15 protein-coding genes, 1 tRNA gene and 1 pseudogene are annotated in these 15,671 nt (G+C 65.0%); 5 read left to right on the forward strand and 12 right to left on the reverse strand.

Translation table 11 applies throughout. The features are described 5' to 3' along the window. Positions 1 to 23: 23 nt before the first annotated feature. The 11 genes and pseudogenes from BOO69_RS11380 to BOO69_RS11425 form a co-directional block, all read right to left on the reverse strand. Entirely contained in the window at positions 24 to 1,664 is a 1,641-nt protein-coding gene (locus BOO69_RS11380) for an AMP-binding protein (protein ID WP_083545506.1), read from the reverse strand. 10 nt (positions 1,665 to 1,674) lie between these two features. Next, positions 1,675 to 2,379 carry an ABC transporter ATP-binding protein gene (locus BOO69_RS11385; RefSeq protein WP_071972273.1) on the reverse strand — a complete coding sequence of 235 codons (705 nt, stop codon included), beginning with the start codon at positions 2,377 to 2,379 and terminating at the stop codon, positions 1,675 to 1,677. Beyond that, positions 2,372 to 2,623: an ABC transporter ATP-binding protein C-terminal domain-containing protein gene (locus tag BOO69_RS23685; RefSeq protein ID WP_418361307.1), complete on the reverse strand. Its 252-nt coding sequence runs from the start codon at positions 2,621 to 2,623 to the stop codon at positions 2,372 to 2,374. Before BOO69_RS23685 ends, BOO69_RS11385 begins: the two co-directional genes overlap by 8 nt. Continuing rightward, positions 2,615 to 3,067: pseudogene (locus BOO69_RS23690) on the reverse strand (ATP-binding cassette domain-containing protein); the annotation flags it as partial. The gene BOO69_RS23685 and the pseudogene BOO69_RS23690, both read right to left, overlap by 9 nt. 68 nt (positions 3,068 to 3,135) lie before the next feature. Next, a complete protein-coding gene (locus tag BOO69_RS11395; RefSeq protein ID WP_083545507.1) occupies positions 3,136 to 4,137 on the reverse strand; it encodes a branched-chain amino acid ABC transporter permease in 1,002 nt (333 codons plus the stop codon). Next, on the reverse strand, positions 4,134 to 5,018 hold the full coding sequence (locus BOO69_RS11400; RefSeq protein WP_071972275.1) for a branched-chain amino acid ABC transporter permease: 885 nt from the start codon (positions 5,016 to 5,018) through the stop codon (positions 4,134 to 4,136). The genes BOO69_RS11395 and BOO69_RS11400 overlap by 4 nt, the downstream gene beginning before the upstream one ends. A gap of 70 nt (positions 5,019 to 5,088) precedes the next feature. Next, positions 5,089 to 6,351, reverse strand: a complete 1,263-nt coding sequence (locus BOO69_RS11405) for an ABC transporter substrate-binding protein (protein WP_071972276.1) — start codon at positions 6,349 to 6,351, stop codon at positions 5,089 to 5,091. 77 nt (positions 6,352 to 6,428) lie between these two features. Beyond that, positions 6,429 to 7,223, reverse strand: a complete 795-nt coding sequence (locus tag BOO69_RS11410) for an enoyl-CoA hydratase-related protein (RefSeq protein WP_071972277.1) — start codon at positions 7,221 to 7,223, stop codon at positions 6,429 to 6,431. Between the two features lie 13 nt (positions 7,224 to 7,236). Further along, positions 7,237 to 8,352 (reverse strand): acyl-CoA dehydrogenase family protein, encoded by a 1,116-nt coding sequence (locus BOO69_RS11415; RefSeq protein ID WP_071972278.1) that lies wholly within the window; start codon positions 8,350 to 8,352, stop codon positions 7,237 to 7,239. 2 nt (positions 8,353 to 8,354) lie between these two features. Then, positions 8,355 to 9,545 (reverse strand): acyl-CoA dehydrogenase family protein, encoded by a 1,191-nt coding sequence (locus tag BOO69_RS11420; protein WP_071972279.1) that lies wholly within the window; start codon positions 9,543 to 9,545, stop codon positions 8,355 to 8,357. 224 nt (positions 9,546 to 9,769) lie between these two features. Next, positions 9,770 to 9,853 (reverse strand) — tRNA-Leu (locus tag BOO69_RS11425). 161 nt (positions 9,854 to 10,014) lie between these two features. Between BOO69_RS11425 and BOO69_RS11430 the strand changes: the two genes are divergently transcribed. Beyond that, on the forward strand, positions 10,015 to 10,536 hold the full coding sequence (locus tag BOO69_RS11430) for a Hint domain-containing protein (RefSeq protein WP_071972280.1): 522 nt from the start codon (positions 10,015 to 10,017) through the stop codon (positions 10,534 to 10,536). Here the strand turns inward: BOO69_RS11430 and BOO69_RS11435 are convergent. Next, positions 10,533 to 12,191, reverse strand: coding sequence for a bifunctional ADP-dependent NAD(P)H-hydrate dehydratase/NAD(P)H-hydrate epimerase (locus BOO69_RS11435; protein ID WP_071972281.1), 1,659 nt, complete (start codon positions 12,189 to 12,191; stop codon positions 10,533 to 10,535). The two genes, BOO69_RS11430 and BOO69_RS11435, sit on opposite strands and share 4 nt — an antisense overlap. A gap of 185 nt (positions 12,192 to 12,376) precedes the next feature. Between BOO69_RS11435 and BOO69_RS11440 the strand changes: the two genes are divergently transcribed. The 4 genes from BOO69_RS11440 (at position 12,377) to BOO69_RS11455 (ending at position 15,468) form a co-directional block, all read left to right on the forward strand. Next, complete coding sequence (locus BOO69_RS11440; protein ID WP_067289351.1) at positions 12,377 to 12,715, forward strand: P-II family nitrogen regulator; 339 nt, start codon at positions 12,377 to 12,379, stop codon at positions 12,713 to 12,715. 31 nt (positions 12,716 to 12,746) lie between these two features. Next, a complete protein-coding gene (glnA, locus tag BOO69_RS11445; protein ID WP_071972282.1) occupies positions 12,747 to 14,153 on the forward strand; it encodes a type I glutamate--ammonia ligase in 1,407 nt (468 codons plus the stop codon). 157 nt (positions 14,154 to 14,310) lie between these two features. Beyond that, on the forward strand, positions 14,311 to 14,559 hold the full coding sequence (locus BOO69_RS11450; protein WP_071972283.1) for a hypothetical protein: 249 nt from the start codon (positions 14,311 to 14,313) through the stop codon (positions 14,557 to 14,559). Positions 14,560 to 14,664: 105 nt separating this feature from the next. Further along, on the forward strand, positions 14,665 to 15,468 hold the full coding sequence (locus tag BOO69_RS11455) for a lytic murein transglycosylase (RefSeq protein ID WP_071973783.1): 804 nt from the start codon (positions 14,665 to 14,667) through the stop codon (positions 15,466 to 15,468). Positions 15,469 to 15,671 lie beyond the last annotated feature (203 nt).

The raw sequence follows: 15,671 nt of genomic DNA on the forward strand, positions 1-15,671 counted from the left end.
GCCCGCATCAAGGCCAGCCACCATCACGACCCCGGGCCGGCAACCTGTTGCGATATGCGCTTGCGCAGGATGTCCTTGCGCACCTTTCCCGAAGCCGTGCGCGGCAGGTCGTCGACGTATTCGACCCTTTCGGGGCATTTCTGACGGGCAAGCCCCAGCTCGCCCAGGAACGCGGCAAAGGCCGGAACATCGGGGCGCGCATCGCCGGCGGGGATCACGTAGGCGCAGACGGTCTCGCCCAGCCTGTCATGCGGCATGGACACGACGGCGGCCTCCGTCACCGCGTCGTGCTGGTGCATCGCGTCCTCGATCTCCTTGGCGGACAGGTTTTCGCCGCCCCGGATGATCAGGTCCTTCTTGCGGCCGGTGATGAGCAGACCGGCATGGTCCACGCGCCGCCCGATGTCCCCGGTCAGGAAGTATCCGTCGGCGCTGAAGGCGCCCTCGCGGTCCTCCGGGCGCAGATAGCCCAGGAACTGGGCCGGCCCCCGGGCAAGCACTTCGCCCTCCCCTTCGGACACGCTGTGGCCGGCATCGTCGACAAGCTTGACCTCGTAGTCGACGACCTCGCCATCCGTGTCACTGGCCAGCTCCGCGTTGCGGTCGCCCATGTAGCCAAGCGTCACCACGGGCACCTCGGTGGACCCGTAGACCCTGAAGGCGCAGGTGTTGGCAAAGGTCTTGTTGGCCTTGCGGATCAGCCCGGGCGGCACAGCGGCACCGCCGCAGCCGAAGATGCGCAGGCTGGGCAGCCGCGACCCCGCCCGTTCCGCCGCGCCGACCAGTTCGGCCAGAAAAGGCGTGGCGCCGATGGTCGAGGCGACACCGTAGGTATCGATGATCCCGACCGCGCGATCGGCATCCCACTGGTCCATGAACACGGTCCTCGTCCGCTGTGTCAGCGGCCACTCGATCCCGTAGCTGAAGCCGGTGACGTGGGTGACCGGAGACGGCATCAGGGTCCAGTCGTCCGGCGCCAAACCCCAATGGTCGAAACAGGCCAGAAGGGCGCGGGCGACGGTCTCGTGACTGTGCAGCACGCCCTTCGGCCTGCCCGTGGTCCCCGAGGTATAGAGGATCATCTTGGCCGCCTCGGGGCGCTGTTCCGGCCAAGCCACATCGTTTCCGGCAGGTTCCAGCAAAGCGTCGAAGGACAGCATCCCGTCGCGCGGCGTCCCGCGCACTACGACGACATGTTCCAGCGCCGGCAGGTCGGGGCGCAGGTCGGCCACCATCCCGGCATAGTCGATACTGCGGAATTTTTCCGGGATGAACAGTGCCTTGGCTTCGCAATCGGCCAGGATCAGCGCCAGTTCCGCGTTGCGATAGATCGGCACGACCGGGTTCACCACGAGGCCCAGAAGCACGCAGGCGATGTCCAGCACCACCGTCTCGGTCCAGTTCGGCAGCTGGAAGCTGACCACGTCGCCTGCCCGCAACCCCATGTCGTGCAGATTGCTCGCGAGCGCCTCTGCCTGCTTCAGGGCGGCACCCGCCGTCAGCCGCGTGTCGCCTTCGACCCAGAGCACCTTGTCGGGAGAAGCCGAGGCGATCTCGCGTATGTCGTCGGCGATGGTCCGGTTGCGCCAGATGCCGGCCTCGCGAAAGCGGGCGATCCGGTCGGCGGAGGGTTCGACGCTGGTCAGGTTTTCCTTGATCGTCATGTCTGTCTCCCTAAAGCACGAGATATCGGTCGACGAGATCGCCGTTGCGGTCGAAATCTCCCCAAGAGCCGGAAAAGACCACAGATCCCACATCCAGAAGATACAGCCGGTCCGTCGTCTCGCGGGCGAAGTCGATGTTCTGCTCGGTCACGATCAGGGACCGCCCCTCCGCCTTGCGGATCGCGTTGATGGTATCGGCCAGTTCATCCACGATCACGGGGGCAAGCCCCTCTGCCGGTTCATCCAGCATCAGCAGGCGTGGCCGCGCGATCAGCCCGCGTGCGATGGCGACCATCTGCTGCTGCCCGCCCGACAACTGGAAGCCCAGCCGGGACAGCAGCGGCCCCACCATCGGCAGAAGGTCCACCACCTCGTCCAGCGTGTAGGGTTTGCGACCGTCACGCGCGGCGAAAGCGCCCATCTCGATGTTCTGGGCCACGGTGAGCATGGGAAAGATGCGCCGGTCCTCGGGCACCAGCGCCATGCCCATCCGCGACCGGGCAAAGGCCGGCTGCGCGCCCAGCGGGGTCTCGGCAAAGCGGATGCTGCCCTCGGTCCGGGGATCGGCGTTCAGCAGCGACTTGAGACAGGTGCTCTTGCCCGCGCCGTTGCGTCCCAGCAGGGCGATGCTCTCGCCCGCCGCGAGGTCGAGGTCGATCCCGTGGAGGATGTGGCTCTCGCCGTAGAAGGCGTTCAGATTGCGCACTTCAAGCATGGGCATTCCGTCCCAGGTAGATTTCCCGCACCATCGGATTACGGCGCACTTCCTCCGGCGTGCCGGACACGACAAGTTCGCCGTAGTTGAGTACCGACAACCGGGTGCCGAGCTGGAACACGACGCCCATGTCGTGTTCTGTCAGGATCAGGCTGATGCCGTTTTCCCGGATGATCCGGTCGATCAGCTTTACCGCGGCGGTGCGGTCGGTCGGCGACATGCCGGCGGTGGGTTCGTCCAGCATGAGGATGCGGGGCCGCAGCGCGAGGCTCATCGCCAGTTCAAGCCGCTTGCGGTCGCCGTGGCTGATGGCCGAGGCGGGCGTATCGCGCAGGTTGGCAAGCCCCAGTTCGTCCAGCATCCGCGTCGCTTCCCCGATGACCTCGGGCGTGGCCGAGATGCGCCAGAACCCCGGCTTGCGCCCTTCGAAGGACTGCCGCGCCTCCACCGCGACCGCGACATTGTCGAGCGCGGTCATCTCGTGGAACACCCGCGCCACCTGAAAGGACCGACCGACACCGCGCCGCACGCGCTGGTAGCCCGCCGTCCGGCTGATGTCGTCTCCCTCCATCACGATCCGGCCCGCCGTCGGGCGCAATTCACCCGAAAGCACCTTGAACAGCGTGGTCTTGCCCGCGCCGTTGGGGCCGATGATCACGTGCCGCTCGCCTTCCTCCAGCGTGAGGGAAACGTCCTTGAGCACCTTGATCTGCCCGTAGTCGAGGTGGATCCTCTCGGCGGACAGGAACGGTCCCGTCATGGCTTTTCCTCCTGTCGGCTGCGCGTCGCGGCGGCCCTGCCCCCCAGATAGATCGTGCGCAGCAGGCCGAGGACGCCGCCCGGCACCGCCAGCACGACCGCGAGCAGCAGGCCGCCGACCATCAGGTCGGAAATGCCGACCAGCGCGCGCGTGTTGTATTCCAGCAGGCTGAACAGGATCGCGCCGACCACGGGGCCAAAGAAGAACGCGGTGCCGCCCAGCAGGGCAAAGAGCAGCGGCTTGGTGGACTGGCTCCAGTGGGCGAGATCCGGGGTCACGATCTGCGCCCAAGGCGCGAACAGCGCGCCCGCCAGTGCCGTCGCCGCCCCCGAGAGGACAAGCGCCTGCAACCGCTTGGTGTTCACGTCCGTGCCCAGGAAGTCCGCGCGCATCGCGTCGGACTTGACGGTTTGCATGGCCCGGCCGAAGCGGTTGGACCACAGCACCCAGAGCACCGAAATCAGCAGGGCGCAGAACACGATGATGAAGCAGTAGTAGGCGTCCCCCTCGCCGAGGTCGATGGCGAACACGCCGAAGTCGAGACTGGGTCGGAAGACCCCGACCATCCCGTCATTGCGCCCCAGAAAGCTCATCTTGGTAATCAGGACATGGATCAGCTCGCCCACCGCCAGCGTGATGACGGCAAAGTAGACCCCGCTGGACCGGCGCAGCGCGAGCAGGCCGGTGACAAGCGCCAGCAATGCCCCCGCAAGCCCGCTGAGCGCGATCATCAGCAGGAAAGGAACCTGCGGGAAGGTCGTGATCATGTAGCCGGTCGCATAGGCGCCTGTCGCAAAGAACATGGCATTGCCGAAAGACAGGATGCCCGCCTTCTGGAAGGCGATGTTGAAGGCGATGCCGAAGACCATGTTGATCGCCACGACACCGCCCAGAAATACGATCCCGCGGTTGGCGACGTGCGGCAGGACGAAGCCGCCGAGGACGAGAACCGCCATGATCGCGAAGAACTGCGCCGGGTTGATGCGGGTGATGCTCATGCCGTGGCCCTTCCCAGCAATCCCTCGGGCCGGATGATCAGCACCGCCGCGATCGTGGCGAAGAAAAGCACGCCCGGGTATCCCGGCAGGTAGGTGGCGCTGATCGCCTCGACAAAGCCCAGAAGGATCGACGCGATGAATGCCCCCCGGATCGAGCCCATGCCGCCCACGATCACGACACCGAAGGCCTGCAGGATGAAGATGCCCGCAAGGTCGGGCGAAAGGCTCTGGTTCGCGACCAGCAGCCCACCCGCCAGACCCGCCAGCGCAAAGCCCACGATCATGGTCCAGCGGTAGACCGAGGATACGTTGATACCCAGCACCTGCGCCATCCACGGATCGGCTGCGATGGCCTGAAGCGTACGGCCGACGGTGGTATGGTTAAGCACGAGCTCGAGCACGATGAACGCCACGACGCCCGACACCACCACGAAGATCGAGAAATGCGGCAGGATCGCCCCGCCGGCGAACAGCACGCCCAGCAGGCTTTCGGGCGGCGACACGCTGAGGTAGTTGAGCCCCCAGACCAGCTTGACGAACCCGTCGCACACCAGCAACAGCGCGTAGGTGGCGATCAGCACGTAGACACCTTCGAAATTCTTCAGCCTTCGGAAGATCACCTGATCCACGACCGCGCCCGCCGTCCCCATGGCGGCAGCGGCGGCGATGGCCGCCATCAGGTACGCCCAGAGCGGAATCGAGACGCCGAACTGCTCGAGGATCGTGTAGGCCACGTAGGCCCCTATCATGAAGAACCCGCCGTGCGAGAAGTTGAGCACGTGCAGGATGCCGAATACCAGTGTCAGGCCCGAAGCGATGAGAAATGTCGCCATCGACCAGATGAGCGCGTTGAAGACAATGGTGATCAGATCGCCGGTCATGGCAGCCCCTGTTGAACGGATTGCGGAACGGCGGCCGCCCGGAACGGGCGGTCGCCGCGCCTTGGGGAGATCAGTTGGCCGTGCGCAACTGCACCGCCTCGCCGGGAGACGCCGGTTCGATCACGGTATTGCCGTCGACCTTGACGTAGTCGGTGACCGCGTAGCCTTTCTCGGTATCCGGCTTCGGCTCGATATAGATCAGCTCCACGTCCTTGATCGCCTGGTTGTCCTCGGCGCGCATGGTGCGTTCGCCCGTGACCGTCTGCCACGTCAGACCCTTCAGGCCCGAAATCACCGCCTCGGTGTCGGCGGAACCCGCCTTCTCGATCGCCTTGGCATAGGCATAGATCCCGGAGTGGGCCTCGGCCAGCCAGCCCATCGGGGTGGTGTCGCCGGTCAGCTCCACGTAGTCGGCATAAAGCTGATCGCTCATCTCGTTGCCCTTGTTGGTCTCGTGGTACCAGTGGATGCCGGTCCAGTGCGGCGGCGTCTGCGCGCCCAATGCCCCGGCCACGATGAATTCATTGGCGGAATCCATCAGGATACGGTCCTCGAAAAGCCTGTAGGGTTTGGCCTGCTGGAACAGCGTGACGGAATCCCCCCCGTAGGTGGAATTGTAGATCCCCTTGGCCGGCGTCCGTGCCGCTTGGGTGATGAAGCTGCGGTAGTCGCCCGCGCCGTAGGGCACGATGATCGGGTCGATGATCTCGGGCTCGACACCGGCGAACTGGGGGTAGAATTCCAGCAGACCGTCGACGAAGACCGCCCAGGTGGTCCGCCCGTACTCGTGGTCCGGCACGATGCCGGTCCAGCTCGTGACCTCGGGCTGACGTTCTGCCATCAGCTGGGCCTGGGCGCGCATCCGCATGTAGGGCCCGTCGCCCGGGCGGAACACGTGCCGATTGTAGTTCTCGTGGTTGATCTTTTCCGACCCCGCGCCGCAGGTGATGACGACGCCGCCTTCCTGCTCCATCAGCGGGCCCATCGCCAGCGCCACCGCGGACGAGATGGTGCCGATCTGCAAATGCGCCCCGAGACCGATCAACTCGCGGGCGGCCGCCGTGGCGTCGGCGGGATTGGCCCTGCTGTCGCGGGTTTCGAGGACCAGTTCGCGCCCCATCACGCCGCCTTGCGCATTGATCTGGTCCACCGCGATCTTGCAGCCGTTCAGGACGAAACTGCCGATGAACTCCTGCGGCCCGCTCAGCGCGGTGACGACGCCGATGCGGATCGGATCGCCGGATTGCGCCCAGGCCGCCCGACCAAGGAACGGCGCGGTCAGCGCCGTTGCCCCCAGCCCGCCGATGACGGTTCTTCTTTTCAACTGTGTCATGTCTTCCTCCCTGTGAATGGTTGCACCGCCGCTGCGCGACGGCCCGTCCCCGCACCCCTCCCCGGTGCGCGGCCCGGTTATTGCCCGGTAAATTTCGGCTCTCTCTTGTTGCGGTAGGCATCCACCGCCTCGCGGTGGTCCGCGCTGACGTTTGACACGGTCTCATAGGCGATGCCTGCGTCGAACGATGCATGCATCGCCTGCTTGAGCTGCAGGTTGGTCGCGACCTTGGTCCAGACGATGGCCTTGAGCGGCCCGTTGGCGAAGCGGTCGGCCAGTCCATAGACCTCGTCTTCAAGCGTCTCTGGCGGCACCGCCTTGGTGATGAGCCCGATCCGTTCGGCCTCTGCGGCGGTCATCAGCTCGCCGGTCATGAGATAGTACTTGGCCTTGGCATAGCCGATGTTCTGCGGCCAGAGCACGGCACCGCCGTCGCCCGCGACCAGCCCCATGACCACATGCGGATCGCCGATCTTGGCCCGGTCGCTGGCGATGATGACGTCGCACAGCAGCGCGATGGTGGCCCCGAGACCGACCGCATGACCGTTCATCATGCAGATCACCGGCTTGTCGAGATCCAGAAGGCTGAACACGATGTCGCGCGCCTCGCGCCCGGTTTTTTCGAACTGGGACGGATCGTCGATCCCCTCCTGCATCCAGTTGATGTCCCCGCCGGCGGAAAAGGCCTTGCCCGCACCCGTCAGCACGATCACGTCCACGTCGTCGTCCTGACGCAGATCATAGAAGATGCGGGACACTTCGCGGTGCAGGACCGCATCGGTCGCGTTCATCTGGTCGGGTCGGTTCAGCGTCACGGTCATGACGCGGCCCTTCAGGCCGCAGCTGATCGTCTTGTAATGGTCGTAGTTCATCCCAGTCTCCCAATCATTCCGCTTCCTCGGGCCGCAACCGCCGATACCTTTCCTGGTACCAGTCGGCGTCCCCGAACATCGTTTCACTCAGCATCAGGCGGCGAAAATACCGGCTGACCTTGAGATCGTCAGTCATCCCGATTCCGCCGTGAAGCTGAACCGCTTCGCGTGCCACGAACTGCGCGGCACGGGCACAGACGACCTTGGCCAGCGCGGTCGCCCGCGCCTGCCCCGCCGTCCCCCGCGCATCGAGCGCCGCTTCGAGGGTGGCCTGCGCTTCCTCGTAGTGCATCAGCATGTCGACCATGCGATGCTGCAACACCTGGAATGCCGACAGCGGCTGGCCGAATTGCTTGCGTGTCTTCAGATAGGCCTCCGTCTCGGGCACCAGCACGCCCATGGCCCCGATCGCCTCGGCACAGACCAGCAGCGCCGCATCGTCCAGCACCGCGGCCACGTGATCGGTCGCATCCGCGCCCCCGGTCAGGTCCGCGTCGGGGTCGAGCCGGCAGTCATCGATGTCGACGGTGCACAGCCGCCTCTGATCCACGGCGCGATGCTGGGTCCGGGTCAGCCCGTCCGCATCGGGCCGGACGGCGAGAACCGCCATCCGCCCGGTGTCGTCGCAGGCCGTGACCAGCAGGACATCCGCACCCGATGCATCCAGAACGGGCGCCTTGGCCGCGCTCAGGAACAAGCCACCGTCGCGCCGGGCCACCGTACTGGCCCCGAGCGCACGTTCGAACCCCGCGCCCTGCTCGAAGTGACACAGGACCGCCGTCTTCCGGCCGCCGACCACTTCCGCAAGCAGGGCATCGGCCGCCGGCGTCTGCAGGCGCGCCAGAAGCGGCGCGGCGATCCCGCCGACGGACAGCACCGGCTCCGAGATGACACCGCGGCCCACCGCTTCCATGATGCCTGCCATCTCGGCCAGATCGCCGCCGATACCGCCCTTGTCCTCGGGCACCATGGCCCCCAGCCAGCCCAGCCCGGCGATGTCCTCGTGGCGCGCCGCAACGTAACCGGTTTCAGTGTCCCGGCCCGCCTTCTCGCGGTCCTCGCCATAGGTTTCATCCACCCATTTGAAAGCATGATCCCGCAGGACCTCGGCATCTGTCAGTTCCGTCATCGTCAAAACCCGAACCTCGCCTTCGATACGATGTTGCGTTGAATCTCGTTCGACCCGCCATAGATGCTGGCCGCGCGCTGGGTCAGGTATTCGCGCAACAGCCCCGACATCTCGGCGTTCGGGTCGGGCGCGCGATTGCCCCGGTCCATGTCGTCGATCCCTTCGAGCGGCATGCCCGAACGGGCCGCGACACGCGTGGCCAGCGCGGTGATGGATTGCAGAAGTTCCGAGCCACGGATCTTGAGCAGCGATGCCTCGAACCCCGGTTGCTGGCCTTGGGCCGCCCGCTTGAGCAGCCGCGTGCACGAGGCCTCCAGTGTCTCAAGCGCGATTTCCGTCTCGGTGAAGGCATTGGCGAAGTGCGGCACGTCCAGCAGCGGTTTCCCGCCTTCGCGAGCCTCGGAAGCGATGCTGCGGACCTGGTCCAGCAGACGCCGCGACTTTCCCGTTTCCGCAACGATCAGCCGTTCGGTGGACAGCAGGAACTTCGCGATCTCCCAGCCGACGCCTTCGGCCCCGACAAGGTTCTCCACCGGCACCTCGACGTTCTCGAGGAAGACCTCGTTCACGTGGTGGCGCATGTCCATCGTCATGATCGGCCGCACGCTCACACCGGGCTGGTGCATGTCGAGAAGCAGGAACGAAATGCCCTTTTGCGGACGATCCTCGTCCGAGGTACGCGCAAGGCAGAACATCATGTCCGCCCAGTGCGCGTAGCTGGTCCAGAGCTTCTGGCCATTCACGACATAGGTGTCGCCCTGCCGTGTCGCGCGGGTCTTGAGCCCGGCGAGATCGGACCCTGCCCCCGGCTCCGAGTAGCCCTGACACCATGCCGTCCGTGACGCGATGATGTCGGGCAGAAACCGCTGTTTCTGCGCGTCGGTGCCGTATTCGGCGATCACCGGGCCGACGTAGGCGGGACCGAAAGGCAGGATCCATGGTGCCCCCGCCTCGGCCAGCGCCTGTTCGAAGGCGTACCGCTTGAGCGGCGACCATCCCGCGCCGCCGTCCCGCTCGGCCCAATGCGCGCAATACCACCCCTTCTCTTCGAGGATCTTCTGCCAGCGGACATAGTCGTCCTTCTGCAGTTCGGCGTTCAGGTGAACCTTCTCGGCGATATCAGCGGGCAGGTGACCCTCGACGAAGGAGATGACTTCCTTCCTGAAATCCGCAAGCGACTGAAGCGTTTCCATCGTTGCGCCCTCCCAAACACAATAATGATTCATGAATCAGTAATCACGACAACGCGCGATCTGTCAACCGCCTTGCGAGCCTTGCGGCTCCGAGCCAAGGGCGCGATCCCGACGCGCGTCAGTGCCGGCGCCGCACCCGGACCCGCCCCGAGGTCAGACGCAAGCGCCCGTCGACACCCGCGCTGGCCGCGAGGTCGCAATGCTTCAAATCAAGGAAATCAAAGTGGTGCGGGTGAAGGGACTCGAACCCCCACGCCAAAGGCGCCAGAACCTAAATCTGGTGCGTCTACCAATTCCGCCACACCCGCACACGGCCGGATTTCGGCCTGAGGCGCTGATTACCAAACCCCACCCCGATAGGCGAGAGGAAAAACCCGGCGCGCCGGTCCAAAAAAAGGCAAGACATTAACAAGTTGTTGTCATATGTTCGGGATAACCTGAGGCAGGTACAGATAAGAAAGAGACGCCCATGAAACCGAACACGGTCGGGCGCGTAGGCGACAATGATCGCCATGCGGGCCAGTATTCCCCCTATGCCGTCCTGGATACAGGACTGGTCCAAGGTGCCATGTTGCTTACCCTCGACGGTGAGATACCAGTCGAATTCCTGTCCATCGGGGACAAGATCATCACCCGCGACACCGGCATTTCCAAGGTCATGCACATCCAGCGCAGCACGCGCGTCGTTCATCAGATCGGGCTGTCCGCGGGGTCGCTGGGCCATACACGGCCTGAACGCGACGCGATCCTCGCCGGGGACCAGATGGTGCTGATCCGCGACTGGCGCGCGCGGGCGCTGTTCAACTCGGAACGTGCGCTGGTGGCGGCACGGGCGCTGGTGGACAACGAATTCATCACCGACCTGGGCACGTCGGAGACGACCCTGTTCCAGATCTTCTGCGACAGCCCGCATATTCTTTATGCCGACGGGCTGGAACTGGGCACGGCCGACGCCGCCAAGGCGCGCGGCGCGGTCCTGCACGCCGCCTAAAGTCCCAGTTCGCAAAACACCTGCGGCAACTGCTCCGGCAGATCTTCCGAGATCAACCCGGGACCGAAGCGGCGCGCACATTCCACATGCAGGTAAACGGCCAGTTCGGCGACAGAAAGCAGGCCCGCGCTTGCCTGTGTTGCCGCGAGACCAGCGATCATGCCCGCCAGCACATCCCCTGCCCCGGCGGTCGCGAGCCACGGCGCTTCGCGCCCGTAGGCCGCCACATGCACCGATGCGCCCCCTTCAGGGTTGGCGATGACCGTATCCACACCTTTCAGCAGGATGATGCAGCCCGCGCGTCTTGCCGCCTCACGCACCACGTCGACCTTGGACCTGCCCTGCCGCTGCGAAGAGCCAAGATCGGGAAACAGCCTCTCGAACTCCCCTTCATGGGGCGTCAGGATGGTGCGGGCATGGGTACGGGGAAACAGCGAGGCGGGGTCTTCGGCGAAACTGCTCAGCGCATCGGCATCCAGCACCACGACCGGATCGCGCCGATGCCGGGGCCCTGCGCGGCGGGCCAACGCCTCCTGCACCAATTTCCGCGTGCGCGGCGTCACGCCCATCCCAGGACCCATGCAAAAACCTGTCACCCGCGCGTCGGCAACATCGTCCAGCGGCACATCCTCTTTCAGGGCGCGCAGCATGATCGCGTCCAGTTGGCAGGCGTTTTCGATCAGCGCCGCGGGCGGGCAGAGCACTGTCACCAGACCCGCCCCGGTCCGCAGGGCGGCACGGGCGGCCAGACGTCCCGCACCGCCCTGCCCGACACCCCCCGCAAACACCATCACATGACCGAAATCGAACTTGTGGCCCGCTTTACCGGGCTTGGCCATGACTGACTTCAACCACGTGCGCGGCTCGATCGCGCGCCCGCGAAAGACCGGTTCGACCAGCCGGATCCGCTCCGGATCAGGTTCCTCCATGATGGATCGCCGCTCCGGCGCCGTATCGCTCAGGCCTATGTCCACGGCGCGCACCTCGCCACACAGGATCGGTCCCTTGGCAAGGTAATGGCCCGGCTTGGGGCTGTGGAAGGTCACGGTCAGATCGACCGTGTTCATGGTTGCGCGCCCTGCCTTGCCCGACGGTTCCGGGGCGTCAGTATCGCTGGCAATCATGCCGGTATCGAGGTTCAGCCCCGAAGGGCAATCGACTGCGACGCGCCTGATCCCGTGCGACTGTTCCCACGCCGCCATCGCGTCTGCGTCCAGTACCTGCGCGACCTCACCGGGGACCGGGCGCGACAGACCGATACCAAAGACCGCATCGATCCAGACATCCGGGCGCGGGCCGGTGAAAACGGTCGCGGCGTCCAGCGCAAGCACCGGATCCTCCGCCGCCCAGAGGTCGTGATTGTGCCGCGCGTCCTCGGGCATCCGCGCGGGATCGCCGAAAAGGTGCAGCCGCACCGTCCAGCCCATCGCCCGCAACAGCCGCGCGATGACAAAGCCGTCGCCGCCGTTGTTGCCCGGCCCGCATAAAACCACGGCGCGGTGCGGGTCGGCGGCAAGCGCTGGCCATGCGGCCAGAACCGCGTCCACCACGCCCTTGCCCGCCCGTTCCATCAGGTCAAGCCCGGTTGCGGCACCCGACTGGATCGCCTCTTGTTCGATCGCACGCATCTGTGCGCTGCTGAGAAGTTCGGTCATGCTGCGCCCTCGCCTTGCACCCCGGGATTTCAAAAGTGCCCGGAATTTAATCTCTTTGCCTGTTTTAACGCCACGCCCTGCGGATTACCCTGCATCCGTGCCGTTCGGGTCGGACCTGTTATGGATTCCCCCGGGCAAAATGAAATGCCTTTGCAGGCCAAAGCTTTCCTCGAAAAGGGACCGTCATGAAAAAGATCGAAGCGATCATCAAGCCTTTCAAGCTCGACGAAGTGAAGGAGGCGTTGCAGGACGTCGGCGTCCAGGGTCTCTCCGTGATCGAGGTAAAGGGCTTCGGGCGCCAGAAAGGGCACACCGAACTCTATCGTGGCGCCGAATATGTCGTCGATTTCCTGCCCAAGGTGAAGGTCGAGGTCGTTCTGGACGACGACCAGGTCGACGCGGCCATCGCGGCCATCGTCGAGGCCGCCAAGACCGAGAAGATCGGCGACGGCAAGATCTTCGTCACGCCCGTCGAACAAACCATTCGCATCCGCACCGGCGAGACCGGCTCGGACGCGTTGTAAACTGCACTACCTGCCAAAAGGATTACAGCCCATGAGCACCAAAGACTTCCTCAAGAAGATCAAGGACGAGGACATCGAATATGTCGACGTCCGGTTCACCGACACGCGCGGCAAGCTGCAGCACGTCACCGTCGTCAGCGACGAGGTGGACGAGGACTTCATCGAAGAGGGTTTCATGTTCGACGGCTCCTCCATCGCGGGCTGGAAAAGCATCGAAGCGTCCGACATGAAGCTGATGCTCGACGTCGACAGCGCCTACGTCGATCCCTTCTACGCGGAAAAGACGATCTGCGTGCACTGCTCCATCGTGGAGCCGGACACCGGCGAAAGCTACGAGCGTGACCCGCGCGGCACCGCGGAGAAGGCCGAGGCCTACCTCGTGTCCTCCGGCATCGGCGATTCGGCGTTCTTCGGCCCCGAGGCCGAATTCTTCCTGTTCGACAATGTCCGGTTCTCCAACTCGATCAACAAGGTCTCCTACGAGGTCGACGCCTCCGACGCCTCCTGGAACACCGATACCGACTACGAGATGGGCAACATGGGCCACCGCCCCGGCCTCAAGGGCGGCTACTTCCCGGTGAACCCGGTTGACGAAGCGCAGGACCTGCGCGCCGAGATGCTGTCCACCATGAAGCGTCTGGGAATGAAGGTGGACAAGCACCACCACGAGGTCGCCTCGTGCCAGCACGAACTCGGCCTGATCTTCGGCACCCTGACAAAGCAGGCGGACGAACTGCAGAAATACAAGTACGTGATCCACAACGTGGCCCACGCCTACGGCAAATCCGCGACCTTCATGCCCAAACCGATCTCGGGCGACAACGGGTCGGGCATGCACGTGAACATGTCGATCTGGAAGGACGGCAAGCCGCTCTTCGCCGGTGACAAATACGCCGACCTGAGCCAGGAAGCCCTGTGGTACATCGGCGGCATCCTGCGCCACGCCAAGGCGCTGAACGCCTTCACCAACCCGTCGACCAACTCCTACAAGCGCCTGATCCCGGGCTTCGAAGCGCCCGTGCTGCGTGCATACTCCGCGCGCAACCGGTCGGGCTGCGTGCGTATTCCGTGGACGGAATCGCCCAAGGCAAAGCGGGTCGAGGCCCGTTTCCCCGATCCGGCGGCGAACCCCTACCTGTGCTTCTCCGCGCTGCTGATGGCCGGTCTCGACGGCATCAAGAACAAGATCGATCCGGGCGAAGCGATGGACAAGAACCTCTACGACCTGCCCGCCGAGGAACTCGCCGACATCCCGACCGTCTGCGGCAGCCTGCGCGAGGCGCTGGAGGAACTGCAGGCCGACATGGACTTCCTGCTGGCCGGTGACGTGTTCACCCGTGACCAGATCGAAGGCTACATCGAGCTGAAGATGGACGAAGTGCACAAGTACGAGCACACGCCCCATCCGGTCGAATTCGGCATGTACTATAGCTGCTGATCGCGCCCGCGTTTCAGTGCGACATCCGGGCATCCCTTCGGGGGTGCCCTTTTTCGTGACAAGTCTTCCAGAATTGACCCGAAGCCGGTCACAATTCGACCCCAATTGATCCCGATACCGTCAAGCAACGGTTAACGGCGACGGGGATACCTCCGGTATGAGCAACGCAGCAAACGAAGCGGCCTTCGCCAGCCGGATCGGCCGTATCGAGAAACAGGCCCGCAGGACGGCACGGTCCCGGCGCACACGCCGCTCCCGCAGTCTCGGCAGCTATCTCGTCACCCCGCTGATGCTGTGCTTCTTCATGGCGGGCGGCACCGTTTATGCTTGGGACGCGATGGACCGGCCCACCGACACGCCTCTCGAGATGGCGAGCCTGCTGACCGCGCGCATGCTCTCCTACTAGGCCGGCTACGGCGCCGCCGCTTGCCCTTTCCATGACGGCCCTGCCGGGCTAAGCTTCGGATCAAGTCAATTGCATCTGAACGACACCAACCGGCCGAGGATCATCATGCGCCCATTCCGAACACTTGTCATTTCCCTGAGCGCCGCGGCCGTTTTCGCCGTACCGGGCATCGCCGCGACCTGCGGCAACAACGCCGGCGGCTTCAACGCGTGGAAGGCCGCCTTCGCCAACGAGGCCCGAGCGGCGGGCGTCGGGCAGCGCGGGCTCGATGCGCTGGCCGCGGCGAGCTATGCATCCAGCACCATCGCGGCCGATCGCAACCAGAAATCCTTCAAGTACTCGCTGTCCAAGTTCATGCAGGTGCGCGGGGCCGACACGATCGTCGCGCAAGGGCGCAAGCGCAAGGCGCAGAACCCCGGTTTCTACCAGTCGCTCGAACGGGTCTACGGCGTGCCTGCCGGGGTGCTGCTCGCGATCCACGGCATGGAAACGGGCTTCGGCGGCTTCATGGGCAACTCCTCGGTCGTCTCCGCCATCACCACCCTCGCCTACGACTGCCGCCGCTCCGCCTTCTTCGTGCCGCATGCCATCGGCGCGCTGAAACTGGTGGACCGCGGGGCCATCACCATCAACACCCAGGGTGCCAAGCACGGTGAGCTCGGCCATACCCAGTTCCTGCCGGGCAACGCGCTGCAATATGGCGTGGACGGCAACGGCGACGGCCGGGTCGATTTCTACAATCAAGCGGATGCCATGGCGTCGACCGCGAACTTCCTCCGCCGCAAGGGCTGGCAGCCCGGCCAGGGCTACCAGGAAGGCCAGCCGAACTTCCGCGTCATCAAGCAGTGGAACGCCGCCACCGTCTACCAGCAGGCCATCGCGATCATGGGCGCCCGCATCGACGGCTGACAAGATGCCACACCGCGCGCCACGGGCCCGACATCGGCCGTGGCGCGCCCCTGATTTCTTTTTGCCAAAAATACTCAAAAGCCACAGTGCCCACAGGTGCTGCGCGCAGGCACTTGCGCAGGGCGGTCCCGCCCCCTATCTGGGCATCAGGGTCAGGCCCCTGCCGTCCGCATTCCGGTGAAGTCCTGAGTTTCGATCTACCT

This window comes from Sulfitobacter alexandrii (assembly GCF_001886735.1).
Taxonomy (GTDB): Bacteria; Pseudomonadota; Alphaproteobacteria; order Rhodobacterales; family Rhodobacteraceae; genus Sulfitobacter; species Sulfitobacter alexandrii.

Bases quoted from the DNA above. Each gene is read 5' to 3' on its own strand.
- BOO69_RS11380 (WP_083545506.1), bottom strand. From the start codon at position 1,664: ATGACGATCAAGGAAAACCTGACCAGCGTCGAACCCTCCGCCGACCGG.
- BOO69_RS11385 (WP_071972273.1), bottom strand. From the start codon at position 2,379: ATGCTTGAAGTGCGCAATCTGAACGCCTTCTACGGCGAGAGCCACATC.
- BOO69_RS23685 (WP_418361307.1), bottom strand. From the start codon at position 2,623: ATGCTGGACGAACCCACCGCCGGCATGTCGCCGACCGACCGCACCGCC.
- BOO69_RS11395 (WP_083545507.1), bottom strand. From the start codon at position 4,137: ATGAGCATCACCCGCATCAACCCGGCGCAGTTCTTCGCGATCATGGCG.
- BOO69_RS11400 (WP_071972275.1), bottom strand. From the start codon at position 5,018: ATGACCGGCGATCTGATCACCATTGTCTTCAACGCGCTCATCTGGTCG.
- BOO69_RS11405 (WP_071972276.1), bottom strand. From the start codon at position 6,351: ATGACACAGTTGAAAAGAAGAACCGTCATCGGCGGGCTGGGGGCAACG.
- BOO69_RS11410 (WP_071972277.1), bottom strand. From the start codon at position 7,223: ATGAACTACGACCATTACAAGACGATCAGCTGCGGCCTGAAGGGCCGC.
- BOO69_RS11415 (WP_071972278.1), bottom strand. From the start codon at position 8,352: ATGACGGAACTGACAGATGCCGAGGTCCTGCGGGATCATGCTTTCAAA.
- BOO69_RS11420 (WP_071972279.1), bottom strand. From the start codon at position 9,545: ATGGAAACGCTTCAGTCGCTTGCGGATTTCAGGAAGGAAGTCATCTCC.
- BOO69_RS11430 (WP_071972280.1), top strand. From the start codon at position 10,015: ATGAAACCGAACACGGTCGGGCGCGTAGGCGACAATGATCGCCATGCG.
- BOO69_RS11435 (WP_071972281.1), bottom strand. From the start codon at position 12,191: ATGACCGAACTTCTCAGCAGCGCACAGATGCGTGCGATCGAACAAGAG.
- BOO69_RS11440 (WP_067289351.1), top strand. From the start codon at position 12,377: ATGAAAAAGATCGAAGCGATCATCAAGCCTTTCAAGCTCGACGAAGTG.
- glnA (WP_071972282.1), top strand. From the start codon at position 12,747: ATGAGCACCAAAGACTTCCTCAAGAAGATCAAGGACGAGGACATCGAA.
- BOO69_RS11450 (WP_071972283.1), top strand. From the start codon at position 14,311: ATGAGCAACGCAGCAAACGAAGCGGCCTTCGCCAGCCGGATCGGCCGT.
- BOO69_RS11455 (WP_071973783.1), top strand. From the start codon at position 14,665: ATGCGCCCATTCCGAACACTTGTCATTTCCCTGAGCGCCGCGGCCGTT.